Genomic DNA, 13036 nt, shown 5'->3' on the forward strand with positions numbered 1-13036 from the left:
GAAAAGAAGGGCTGTCGTAGGCCGGAGCCGACCGGGGTGTCCTGTCGTCCTCGTGTTCCTGCATTCACGATGTGCCTTACCTTGACTCTCCTCACACGCCATGACAGGAAAAGCCCATGAGTCGATTGTTCAACATTCTCCGCGCACGCCGGGCCGTGAAGGAAGCCCACTTCATGAGCCGTGCGGACCTGCTGAAGCTGCAGGAGCGCCGCTGGCGTGCCATGGCGCGCTATGCGCTGGAGGTGAGCCCCTTCTACCGGAGGCACCTCGCGGGCATCGATGTGGAGCGCTGCCAGATCACGGACATCCCGCCCATGACGAAGGAGCTGATGGTGGAGAACTGGGATGAGATCGTCCCAGACAAGCGCTTGCGGCTCGCCGAGTTGGAGAAGTTTCTTCAGAATCCAAAAAACTGGGGAACGCTGCTGCATGGCCGCTGGATGGTCAGCACCACTTCCGGCACCACCGGCCCGGGCTTTGCGGTTCCGCATGACATCGCTTCCGTGGACTGGGGCCATGCCTGCCAGAACCTGCGCAATTCCACCTCTCCGCACAGCGCCAGCCAGCCGCCGCTGCCGTTGTTTCGCCGGCGTCTCAAGGTCCTGGCCTTTGTCACGGCCACGGCTCCTTCCGTGTCTGCGGCCCTCTATGCGACGCGGCCCTGGGTTGGCTCCCTGTTTTGCACCTACCACAGCATCAACATCACCGCGCCGTGGAATGAAATCCTGGCCGAGGTGCAGCGCATTCAACCGGACGCGATGATGGGCTATGCCTCCTTGTTTGGCCGCCTGGCGCAGGCCCAGCTCAATGGCGAACTGAATCTCCGCATGCCCAAGGACAAGGGCTACATCTGGGCCGGAGGAGATGCCGTGACGCCCGGCATCCGCGACCTCTGCCGCAGGGCTTTCGGCATCGAGCCTTTCAACATGTATGGCTGCGGCGAGACGCTCGGCATCGCCCGGCAGTGGCGGGGCATGGAGCACCTGCACTGCCATGATGACATGCTGGTGTTTGAGGCGGTGGACGCTGCCGACCAGCCGGTGCCCGATGGCGTTCTCTCCGACCACGCGCTGGTGACGCCGCTCATCAACAAGGCGCTGCCGCTGCTGCGCTACCGCGTCCATGACCGTGTCAAACTCGGCCCGGTGGACGCCCATTGGCCGTTCAAGCGCATCGAGCAGATCATTGGCCGCAGCACCATGTGCTATGTGTTCAAGACTCCGGAGCGGCGCGTGTTCATCGGCACCAACTTTCTGTTCTTCATGGATGAGCAGCACGATGTGGCCATCTACCAATTTCGCCAGACGGGGCCGGATGCCGTGGAGTTTCTGTTTGTCCCGCAGCCGGGTGTCGATGTCCCGGCGCTGCAGCAGCAACTAGAAGCCCTGATGCGCCGCAGCCTGGATGACGGCGGCTGCACGAGTGTGAAATGTTCGGCACGCAGGGTCGCGCAGCTCAGCCCGGACTCGCGTACTGGCAAGGTGGAGCAAAACGTGCCGCTGCCGGATGAGACGGCTTGAAGAAGTGAAAAGGGCCTGACTCGGGGATTCCACTTTTCACGTCTTCATCCCTTTTTACTCTCAGTGCCTCATGAAGTCCGTCATCGCCATCGCCCCGGGAGAACTCACCATCCTCGACACGCCGCAGCCTAAGCCCGGACCGTATCAGGCGCTGGTGCGCACGGAATGCGCCTGCCTGTGCAATCGCACGGATTCCGAACTGCTGGCCGGCAAGTTTCCCGGCATGGAGGACAAGTTCCCCTTTGCCCTCGGCCATGAGAGTGTGGGCATTGTGGTCGCGGTGGGAGACAAGGTGAAAAATTTCAAGGTGGGAGATCGTGCGGTTGGCGGGCTTGTTTTCGATCTGCAAAAGGAGGGCGTTGATTCCGGCTGGGGTGGCTTTGGGGAGTTCACGCTGGCGAATGACCATGACGCCATGGTGGCAGACGGCGTGGCCGATGAGGCCCATGGCTGGGTGGAGGTGTTTGAAATTCAGACACGTGTGGATGCCGACATCCCGCCTGAAGAAGCCGTGCTGCTGTGCACCTGGCGCGAGGTGCTGGGGGCCTTTCGCGATTTCCATCTCCAGCCTGGGGATGATGTGCTGATTTATGGCGCAGGGCCTGTGGGCCTCAGCTTTGTGAAGCTCGGCCGCTTGTTTGGCCTCGGCTGGATCGGCATCGTGGACCGGCATGCGGACAAGCAGGCCAAGGCGCTGGCTTTGGGTGCGGATGCAGCCTTTGCGCCGGGCGACCTGGAGATCGGGGAGCTTTCTAAAATTCGCGGCAAAAAGCTCGATGCCGTCATCGACGCCGTGGGGCATCCAGACATCGTGCAGCAGGGGCTGCCGCTGCTGCGCCGAGGCGGCTCCCACTGCATCTACGGCGTGCTTACGCATGGCGTGCTGCACATCGACAAAGCGAAGGCCGACTTCAACTTCAACCTCTTCGTCCATCAGTGGCCCACGCGCCGCTATGAGAAGGAGTCCCAGGCCGCTCTCTGCCAGTGGATTCGGGAGGGCAGGCTCAGCTCGGCGGATTTCATCACACACCGCTTCCCGCTGGATGAGATCACCGCCGCATTCAAGGCCGTGGCCGAGCGCAAGGTCATCAAGGCGCTGCTGGAATACGCATGAGGCGGCTCTTCACATGAAGCTGCAAACCTTGCTGCGCTGGTGCATGCGAATCGTTCTGCCGTTCGTCCGCTGGCGTGTGCCGGTGGCGCTGCTGCGCGGGCCTGCGCGGGCTTCTGGCCGTGAAGTGGTGCTGCTCAGCGCCGGCCCCCCATCCTCCTTCATCACCGGACACTTCTTTGCGCAGAAGCCCATCGTGGTGCGCCGCACACGGGTGCCAGTCTGGCGGCTGCAGCGTCTGCTGAATGAATGGCGCAGCGCCGCAGACCTGGTGGACGTTGAGATCGACCGCACATCCGCCCGCCTGTTTCTAAACGCGACGTACCTCGCGCTGCCGCGGTGGATCACCAGTTGGATGAATGTGCCGGAGGATCTGCGAGAATTTGGGCGCACGCACCGCAACGCCCAGACTGACCTTCGCCGCATCCGCACGAAAAACTTTGAGTGCTGCCTCAGCCGGGAGATGAAGGACTTTGAGCTCTTTTGTGACAAGTTTCACCGCCCTCATGTCACGACACGGCATGGTGACATGACGAAGGTGTCTCCCCGCTGGATGCTACGGTATGTGTTTCTCCAGGGAATGATCCAGTGGGTGACCCGCAAGGGAGAGAAGCTGGCCGGCGGGATTCTCACCATCAAAGGCAAGGTGCTGACCAAGCGTGTCAACGGCGTGCTGGATGGACGGGCGGATCTGCTCAAAGAGGGGGGGCTGAGTGCGCTCTATGTCCACGCGATGCAGGTCGCCAGACAGCTTGGCTGCACCGAGCTCAACATGGGTGGCAGCATGCCTTCGCTGCATGACGGAGTCTTTCGCTACAAAAGCAAATGGGCCACAGGTCTCCGCACCCATGAGGGATTCCTCTCCTCCAACTGCGTCACGCTGCTGGACTGGAATCGCCTGGCGGGTCCGGTGGCTGAGTTTCTGAGCCAGACCTCCCTCATTCATCATGATCACGACGGCTACTCGGCCCTCTGGGTCTTTCCCCATGACCATCCCCTGACGGCAGAGACTCTGCAGCAGCACTATGACAGGCTCGATACTGCCGGCCTTCGCCGGTTTGCCATCCTGCTGCCAGGAGAGCCCCCTGCGGGATTCGTCTGCCCAGCCAATGTGAGGCTCATCCCCCTGACTGCGGTGCATGAGGGAGGGCCGGAACAGTTGAAGCTTTGCGAACTTGCAGCGCCTGATTTGCCCCGTGAAACCATCCTGCCCGCTGTGAAGTTACCACGCCAAAGCCACTCCCTGTCCTCATGATTGCCTTTCTACATGCGTTGCTGCGCTGGTGGGTGGGGCTGCGCCTGCCATTCACCAGCTGGCGTGTCTCCGTGCAGGAGCTTTGCGGCGCCTCGCGTGTGTCTGGTCAGGAAGTCCGCCTGCTCGCAGCAGGCCTGCCACGCTGGGCCGCGCAGGTCGGCCCCTATTTCTTCGCCGGAGAGCCGGTGGTGGAAAATACCACCATGGTGCCAGTGTGGTCCCTGCGGCGACATTTAGATGAGCGGAAGGCCGCTGCGGACCTGACCCTTGTGGGGATCGACCGCATTTCAGCCCGGCTGTTTTTGGGGAAGGGCTATCTGGCGATGCCGCCCTTGATCTCCACCTGGCAGTCAGTCCCCGAGAATCTGACGGGATACTTCCGTCAGCGCAGCAGTGTGGCCTCCGATGTCCGGCGCGTTAAAAAACACGACTTTGCGAGCCAGCTTTCCAAGACAGCCGATGATTTTGATTTGTTTTACGATCACTTTTTCAAGCCGTACATTTTGGGCAGGCACACGACGAACGCACGCCTGACACCCCGCTGGATGCTGCGGCTGGCCTTTCGCTTCGGCGCCATCCAGTGGCTGACACTGAATGGCGAAAGGGTGGCCGCAGACCTGGTGATGAAGCAGGGCAGGAACTACAATCTGGTGGTGACAGGGGTGCGCGATGGGAGGCAGGACCTCCTGCGTCAAGGTGCGCTGGCAGCCCTTTACGTTCATTCACTGGACCATGCCCGGCAGCTGGGCTGCACCCGCATCCTTCTCGGCAGCAGCAGGGCTTTTTTGCAGGATGGCCTGACGCGCTACAAGGGCAAGTGGATGGACGGCTTCAATCAGGATGATGGACACATCACCGCCAACCATGTCCTGCTGCTGCGGTGGAACCGGCTGGCTGGGCCCGTGGTGGAGTTTTTGAGCAGCGCAGGTCTCATTCACCACGAGCAGGCCGGCTATTCTGCACTTTGGGCATTTCCGAGTCATCTGCCCCTCAGTGCCGAAAACCTGCGAAAGCAGTACGAGGCATTGAAATTGAAAGAGCTATACCGTTTCCGCATCCTGCTGCCGGACAAGGCACCGCCCGGCTTTGAGTGCCCGTCGGAGGTGCGTTTGATCGAACTGGCGGCAGCGGATAAGGCCGGGGCCGCTGGCATCCAAGATCTCGGTTAAACCCGCCCCTCCCCAGCCAACCCAAATTTAACCTTTATTCAGACGCATTTAATTTTGCTTCAGGCACCCTCTTGAGCATAGAGAGTGGGCAGCTTATCAAGCCATGGTCCAGGAGATTCCTTTTCACGAACATCGATCCATCATCGCGCAGATCCGGCGTGAAGTTTACACGACAGGCCTGCTGCATGAGATCGATGAATTTGATGAATTGGCCCATCATTTTGCCCTCTTCAGTGCCGCCGGAGACATCACCGGAGTCATCCGCATTTTGCGCAGTGATGAAGTGCCGAAACTGGAACTACAAAGTGAATCTGATGCGCAGGACCTGGTGTTCCCCCAGGATGGGCTCATCATGGAAGTCTCACGCGGCTGTGCCCGGAAAAGCTTCAGTGGCATGCCGATGATGAAGCTTGCCTCGGCCATGCAGGATTATGCCCGGAAGCAGAAGGCCGCGCATGTCGTCACCAAATCCGGCAACCGCCTGCTGCCCCTATACCAGGCCATGGGCTTTCGTGTCTTCGGCAAGCCCTTCTACTCCGACTGGTTCGATGACCGCAAAACCGGTCTGCTGAGCATCCCGATCATCTACGATTTCGTCAAACCCACCCCAGCCGTCTTGGCCGAACCTCAGATCGAGGAAGAAGTGCTGGTTTGGTAAAATTGCCGAGTGCGGTTATGGCACCGGCAGTGCTGGCACTGAGGTCTTATCGTACCATGGCGCAAGGCTGGCACAAAATACGCGTGATGCCGCAGCGCCACGCCAGAGAGGAACCAACTCAGCGGCAGGCCGAACTGCTGGGGGCAATCGCCAGCATCCAAAACCTGCGGCTACCTTGGATGACGAGATCCGCGGGCAACAAAACGCCCTCCGAAAAAATGCCAATGATACCTGCCTAAATACTGATTAAGTGAATCGTCGACAATTTAACAAAATTGTCACAGGAAAGATGCGGCAAAAGATTAGGAAATCAGGCAGTCGTGAGATGCGACTTGGTGATGATACCTGATCTGCTCCTCGTGCCCATGAATTCTCTCCTGCGTTCCTTGCCATTGTTCTTGTTTCTCCTGCCCGCTGCCATCCATGCCAGCACCACCGCGCCCATGTTTGCCGACAATCCAGGGACGACTCTGACGATTCAGAGTGAGACCTACACCTGGACCAGCGCCACCGAGGATGCCACCTGGCACATTGATACGTACACGAACACCACCAGCCAGACGGTCACGGTGACCGGAATGATCGGCTTCCCCAATCTGGCCACGGTGAGTGGCAGCAGTTCCACCGGCACGGTGGACGGGCACCTGAGCGCAGGTGTGTATGGCGACAGCCAGACGACTTTCACCGGCGATGGTTCCTGGCAGATCAATGGTGTGACCTACACCCACCGCAACAGGCAGGACAACTACACCGTGGACCTGACCTACGGGGAGTTGCTCACGTCGGGCTTTGATGACTACAGCGGCTTGGACGGGAACCTCCAGACTTGGTGGATTGATCAGGCAGGCGAAGGCACCGAGACGCATTCCGTTTTTTCCGGGGGCAAGACGCCCTTCAGTGGTCAGACAGAGTTCACTGTCTTTGGCACGCTTTACAACTCACCTGAGTCCTCCAGTTATACGAATCACTATTATGATGGTCAGGATGGCGGCTGGACCGATAAATACACCAGTCTGGATGGCGGAATCCTGGAGGTCATAGCCAGCAACTCCTCCAGCTACTATCTCCAGATATGGGATCCCCATCTGGGAAGTATCCGTTCCAATTACGTCACCGCTGTGCCCAACAGCAGCCTGACGGGCATCACCTGGCACGTACGCTCGGCTCCGACTTTTGCCAAGTCGCAGTTGTGGCTCGATGGCAAGCTGCTGAACTGGCAGTCGGGCACGATCACGACAGCGGGGCTGGTCACGGACTCCTACAGCGGAGCAGGTGTTGCGTTGACGGTCAGCGCTTTGGCGAATGACTATTTCACTGATGGGGGCAATGCGGTGGTGACCATCACCAGCACGGGAGGGGGCACGGGGATTCTGGGGCGCGACGGCACCTTCAGCCTCACCGGTCATTCACTGCAGAATGCCAGCCCCAATCACAGCGCGCCGCTGTTCACCGGCTCCGCCACGGTGTTACTCGTCAATTACAACAATTTTGCCTTCTCTGGCGGCTTTCAAGACAGCCTGGGCAATCGGACAGATGTCTATCTGAATCCCAGTTCTGGGACCCTGACCATCTCAGGAGCCACCCCTGATCCCTACCACGGAACTGTAAAGCTCTCCTTGGACGGTGGCTACTACACTGGTAGCTACAGCAGCGGCGTTTTTACCATGGCCTATGGAATTCCGGTGACAAAGCCGTACTCCCAGCCCTCCACCTATGGCCCGCCCGCCTTCTGGGTGCGCGGGGAGCTGTATCTGCAAAATGCGACCACGCCGACCAGCTACGCCTCCGCCGCAGGCCACAGTCTTACCTTGAGCGGCAGCAGCAGTTGGACGCTGGCGGGAGCGGACGCCAGCGTGGCTTTCAGCGGTGCATGCGATCACGATCCCGTGGGAGTCTTTCTGGTGCAGGCATTGGATGAGTCTGGCCAGCCCATCGCAGGAGCCTTGGTGCCGGTGATTCCGGCCAATGCGGATGGTTCACTACATCTTTCCTGGGAGGCCGCGCCCACGGGCATGCCACCGGCGGTGAGGGGGAATCTGCACAATCTCGTCTATATTGGCATGGCGGCGGATGATACGAGCCCTGCTGCTACCGCCGCCTATTACGGCAGCGCGACGGCTTCAGATCAAAGCGACTGGCTGGTGAAGCTGCGCACGGATGGCAGCAGCACGACGCCTTACACGGTTACTTATACCGATTATAGCACGGCCACCAGCAGCACGGGCAGCTATAGTGGGCAGACGCATCTGTTCCAGACCGCCTCTCTGAGCAGCGGCTTTCCAGTGCCGATGTATGGAGTGGACCCCAATGCCAACTTTGCGCTTTGGGGGCTTACGCAGCCGGAGGGGGGGCTGCCGGAAACTTTCATGGTTCGGGGGCAGCCGTGGCGGCTTTCTGGATATGATACATCCAATGACACAGCCACCTACCAAGGCTTTTACACTGGCCAGCAGATGGCGCTGGGAGCCGCCGATGCCAGCGGTGAGCGTTTGGTGACACTGATGGACCCCATTTACAATCAAGGCAGCCAGACCGCCACTCAGGGCAGCTTGAACAGTGAACGCCGCAGTGTGCTGCTGCGTGATGGCACCCTGGTGCTCTCCGGTACGGATCAAGGGCAGCAGGCGGTGGTGCCGCATGAGGATAATTACAAGCTGCAAACCATCGCCGCCGATCTCGACATCGTGGGCAACAACCTCTCCTTTGGCATCCTGAACGGGGATGCGAGCCGGGCGGGTGCGCTGTTCAATTTTGCCGACGACTCGACCACGGCCAGCCTGCACAGCATTCTGAGCCGCCCGATGGCGCAGTGGGCCTGGTGGAAGGCTGAAGGTGTGGATTCAGACTCTCTTCGCAAGGTCATGTGGCTCGATTCGGACCACCGTCTGAAGCTCTTCCAAGGAGGTGACTACGCCACCCCCGCCATCGTGCTGGACCCGGCAGGCACAAGTTCATTCAGAGGTCCGGTGCGGGTGCCACAGAGCGGCGACATCCCCATGGGCATCTATCAGGAAGGCGACCCGCCCTGAGCAGGCAGGCCGACTCAAGCATGACACCTGAACTCCTGATTCCCGCCTTTCGAAACGATGACCGCCCTGCGCCTGCCGCTCTTTCGTGAAATCACCGCCTTCTTCCTGCTCGTCACTCTGATGCTGCAATCCGCCACCGCCGTGGCTCCCGGTCCGGCATGGTGGGGCACGCAGAGCGTAGCCGATCCCGACGCGTTCCCGGACGACTTTGCTTTGGCCAATGTCGGGCAGCTCAAATACATGGCCACCAAGGCCGCCGCCGCTCTGGAGGCGGAGTTTCCCGGTGGTGCAGGCACGACCATCAATGCGCTTGTCGCCAGCTGGAGCAGCCCTGCAGCCTTTGGCGTGACTCGGGACGACTACCTGGCCGTGAATCAAGGCCAGCTCAAAGTGGTGGCATCTCTTTTTTATGACCGCATCGGGCAGCCCTATCCCTGGGCGGGCAGTTCCGCCGCAAGGGATGACTACCAAGCAGTGAATCTCGGCCAGTTGAAGCATGTGTTTGCCTTTGAGCTGAAGTTCAGCAGCCCTGGTACGACCACCCAGATCCCCACCGCAACATTAGCAGCCGCACTGGCCCAGTGGCAGGCGCTGCCGGTGAAGCCTGCAGGCTCCAGCACGGATGATTTCGATGGCGATGGCATCCCCAACCTGCAAGAGTACCTCATGGGCAGGCCGCTGTTTGCCCCCCTCGACATCGACGGAGACCGCATGCTCGACAGCATCGAAGACGCCCACCCTGGTGTGCTGAGCAAGCTGCGCTTTGCCGATGCGGTGGAGGACTCCGATGGCGATGGAGTCATGAATTATGAAGAGCTGCTGCTAGGGCTCCATCTTGCCGCTGTCACGACCAGTGGCCGGGCTGATGGCTTGGGTGATGCTGAGGTGCTGGCTTGGAGTCTGGCTGCCAGCACGACATTGATGCCGAACTCGGATGCCGTTCGGGCGCTGTGGGAAGTCATCGATGCGGACTGGATCGACCGCGAGGTCGGCAGTTACTACCTGTACTGGCTGCTTGAAACCCTTATTGATGGCGTGCCCGCCGGGCTGACCTCCTTCCGCGCTGATGTGGCCACCTGGGCCTGGCAGCCGTGGAACCCGGGCGTGTGGCTCATCGAGAGTCCGCCCCTAGCCCATGACCCAAACTGGGAGCCCGTGGATCTGGATGGCAATGGCGTGGCTGATTTTGACCGCGACAACGACAACCTGCCAGACCTCTGGGAATATCGCTACTCTCTCAAATTGCGCAACGGGCAGGACGGCAATAGCGACCCGGACGGGGATCAACTGCCCAACTGGCAGGAGTATGAGCATGGCACCAACCCACAGCTGGCAGACAGCGATGGCGACGGCTTTAATGATGCTATGGAGCTTTGGCAGGGCGGAGATCCTGTGCAGCAGTCAAGCACACCGCCACTGGTGCTGCAGGTCGTGGATTCGAGCTATCAGGCCATCTACACCGGACAAACCACACCGGCGCTAGCTGTAAAGGTGACTCAGGGCGGACTGCCCGTGGCGGGAGTCACCGTGGCCTTTCAGCTCAATGAGGGAGGCGGCCGCCTGAAACCTGCCAGCAGCACCCTCGGCACACCAGGCAGCAGCCTGAGCCAGACGACTTCGTCCAACGGTATCGCGGCGGTGACCTATGAGTCCGCGGCGGCCGAGCCGGAGGGCACCGCCAGTATCAGCGCAGGCATCGCTGGCGCATCAGCGTCACAGAACTTCACCGTCAGCATCGTGGAGATCCCGGCAGCCTATGGCAGCATCGGAGGGAGCGGCAGCACGGTTGGCGGTAGCGGTGGGGCATCCAGCAACCCGACTCGCGTGCCGACGCCACCCCGCAGCACAGCGATGAGCGCCGCCAGCATCGCCGCAGTCAGCACGGATGGCTACCGGATCAGGGTCAAAAGGAAGTCCAACTCGCAGTCCAGCTATCCCGCAGATGCTTCCTCACTTGAGTATCTGCCTCCCAGTGGGCTGAGTCCTGCGGCGTGGGTGGGCTGGCATGATAAGCTTGAACCACATTCCTGGGCCAATTACACGCGGCTGGAGTTTGAGGCGCTGCCACCACCGCCACCTTCCAAGAAACCCGTGGTTCCCCCGGGAGCACGCCGCTATCTGGCGCTGGTGTATCAAGCGGAGGATGTCGGGGCAGACACCTCCGGCCCACCCAAGTACACAGGTGTGCTCACATTTCAATACGACGATAAGGGAGCGCGCAAAATCACCCTGACGTCTGGCATTCCTGAGGTGTTCATCAAGAAGAATGGCAATGAGTCTGTCGCCTTCGAGCCTCCGCTGGCCACCAAGGCGGAGGAGCGAGTGTGGATTCGTCTCGTGTCCATTGACATAAAGATTTGGAACGGCCAGGATGCAGCTGCACCAGTGTCCGAAAACAACAAATACACCGTCGGCGCGTTTACCGTTGCAAACCTCAACGACACCGACGGTGATGGCGGAGCAAATAACACATTGGACAAAGACGACAACGAGGTGGCTGGTGAGAAGGACCTGATGCAACTCTGGACGGCCGGATACTCGGGCATGCCCGGAAAAGTGAAGCTGACCGTGAAGAGCGGGAAGGATCAAATAAAGTTCTGGGAGACCAAGGAGAAGGTGACGCCGATTGTGCTCGATGCGGAGGGTGCAGTGTTTTTTAACATTCCAGCGGGCGGCCTCGGCAAGACTCTTTGGATCGAAGCCACCGCCGCAAGCAGTGCTGTGCGTGACATCGAGATTTGGCAAGGCTATCAGGATGCACAGGGTAATTTGCTGGATGGACTCGACAAGGTGAAGGCAACGGCCATTTGGGTTGATCCTGGTGCTAATGGAATCATTACTACCGGAAATCAGGTTCCTCAGGATCTTGATGATGGCACAGCCTTTTTGACTTTCCAAGCTCTGCACGACTCGAAATTCGGTATCTTCAACGCCAGCCCAGGCAAAGCCCAGTTCTCATACTCGATTGGCTTTGAATTCAAAGTTAAGCCAGCAGGCATCGGAAAAGAACCAGACATCAAGTTTGATGTATCTCGGCAGCGGGAGGATTTCCTCTGGATATTGGACACAAATGGCTGGTTTGACGCACTCGCACCACCTTTCCCAAACAGGCCGACTGTCTTCCCGACCGTGCCTGATGAGCCTACAGACGATGGAAATAATGATGATGAAGATAACACGCCAAAAAACGATCACATATACTCCATAGACAATCCTAGGAATCAGTTCTACCCGGTCCCTGCTATCAGGGTTGTGAAAAGGGCAAACTTCCGTGAGTTCATACGAGTGAGGTTTGATGGTAAGGCTTTCAAGAACCTAAACGGCGTACTTGAAGGCTCCCGCTGTGCAAACTTCCAAAACTGGCGAATGCGTGGCGATATCACAAAAACTAACGGCGTGTGGAGCCTTTCGCTAGGTGGCTCCAACGAACTTCAAGGAGGCCATGTGCCTCTTGGTACTCACCCATGAAAAATATAAAATCATATATTCTGATCTGGTTGGCGCTGTTGTCCATGGTGCAACAGTCATTGTGTCAGCAGTCTCTGAGCGAAGCTCGTCGAAAAATGCTACTGGGAGGCGACGAACTGATGGCTGAAGCGACATCCGCAGTTCAAGCCAAGTCATTGGAGGAACTGCAGGCCATTGTTAATGATGAGGGTGCTTCACCTGGCCTCCGTTCCGCAAGTGCTAGGCTCATAATTCAAAGAGCAGAAACGTTGGAACAGAAAGTGGCTGCGTTCCCAGCTCTCGCAATCTACATGCCGCTCGGTGTCACAGATTTTGAGAGCAACTGGAGCAAAAACTACCCAGTAGCAGCAGAGGCATCGTTACACCCTGATTTGATGCCTCAGATCATCCAACGCACGCTTGATGGCAAACTGCCCGAATCCGTTGTGGGCTTCGTCTTGCTTCGCTATCAATCCGACAATCATGCTCCGGAAGAAAATCTTGCGACTTTGTTGAAAACCAATCTCACTCCCGAGCAACGACAGCGAGGCGAGCGATTGATTGCGATCTTGAAAGGCGAAATGCCAAAACAGCCACAGGGCAAGGGTGCGGCTGAAAAGCCTGTTTCAACCATGCCCGCTATTGTTGTGATGCCAGGAGCGAAGAAAGTAGAGTCTAAGGCAACCGTATCGCAGGCATCATTATCGCACGAAGAACCAGCTTCATCAATGCCGCAGAACATCATCATTTTATTGATCATTGCGGCAACCGTCCTGATGTGGTTGTTGGTGAAGAAGCGCAAGTGATCAGCCTAAAACGGTGAAAGGAAGATGCGAGCACAGCCCCG

8 protein-coding genes are annotated in these 13036 nt (G+C 59.0%); all 8 read left to right on the forward strand.

Annotated elements, in window-relative coordinates; all coding sequences use genetic code 11:
- The first annotated feature begins 116 nt into the window (after positions 1–116).
- The gene (locus tag ACILSL_RS13115) at positions 117–1520 is read left to right on the forward strand and encodes a hypothetical protein (protein WP_395732490.1); all 1404 of its coding nucleotides are present in this window, start codon (positions 117–119) and stop codon (positions 1518–1520) included.
- 70 nt (positions 1521–1590) lie between these two features.
- Positions 1591–2634, forward strand: a complete 1044-nt coding sequence (locus ACILSL_RS13120) for a zinc-binding dehydrogenase (RefSeq protein ID WP_395732491.1) — start codon at positions 1591–1593, stop codon at positions 2632–2634.
- Between the two features lie 13 nt (positions 2635–2647).
- On the forward strand, positions 2648–3886 hold the full coding sequence (locus ACILSL_RS13125; protein WP_395732492.1) for a hypothetical protein: 1239 nt from the start codon (positions 2648–2650) through the stop codon (positions 3884–3886).
- Positions 3883–5055, forward strand: coding sequence for a hypothetical protein (locus tag ACILSL_RS13130; protein WP_395732493.1), 1173 nt, complete (start codon positions 3883–3885; stop codon positions 5053–5055). The genes ACILSL_RS13125 and ACILSL_RS13130 overlap by 4 nt, the downstream gene beginning before the upstream one ends.
- Before the next feature lie 103 nt (positions 5056–5158).
- Positions 5159–5713, forward strand: a complete 555-nt coding sequence (locus ACILSL_RS13135) for a GNAT family N-acyltransferase (protein ID WP_395732494.1) — start codon at positions 5159–5161, stop codon at positions 5711–5713.
- A gap of 365 nt (positions 5714–6078) precedes the next feature.
- Positions 6079–8742: a hypothetical protein gene (locus tag ACILSL_RS13140; protein ID WP_395732495.1), complete on the forward strand. Its 2664-nt coding sequence runs from the start codon at positions 6079–6081 to the stop codon at positions 8740–8742.
- A 57-nt stretch (positions 8743–8799) separates the two neighbouring features.
- Positions 8800–12210, forward strand: a complete 3411-nt coding sequence (locus ACILSL_RS13145; protein WP_395732496.1) for a hypothetical protein — start codon at positions 8800–8802, stop codon at positions 12208–12210.
- Positions 12207–12995 (forward strand): hypothetical protein, encoded by a 789-nt coding sequence (locus ACILSL_RS13150; RefSeq protein WP_395732497.1) that lies wholly within the window; start codon positions 12207–12209, stop codon positions 12993–12995. Before ACILSL_RS13145 ends, ACILSL_RS13150 begins: the two co-directional genes overlap by 4 nt.
- The last annotated feature ends 41 nt before the right edge of the window (positions 12996–13036 follow it).

The sequence above is a fragment of the Prosthecobacter sp. genome, from assembly GCF_044222345.1.
Lineage (GTDB): Bacteria > Verrucomicrobiota > Verrucomicrobiia > Verrucomicrobiales > Verrucomicrobiaceae > Prosthecobacter.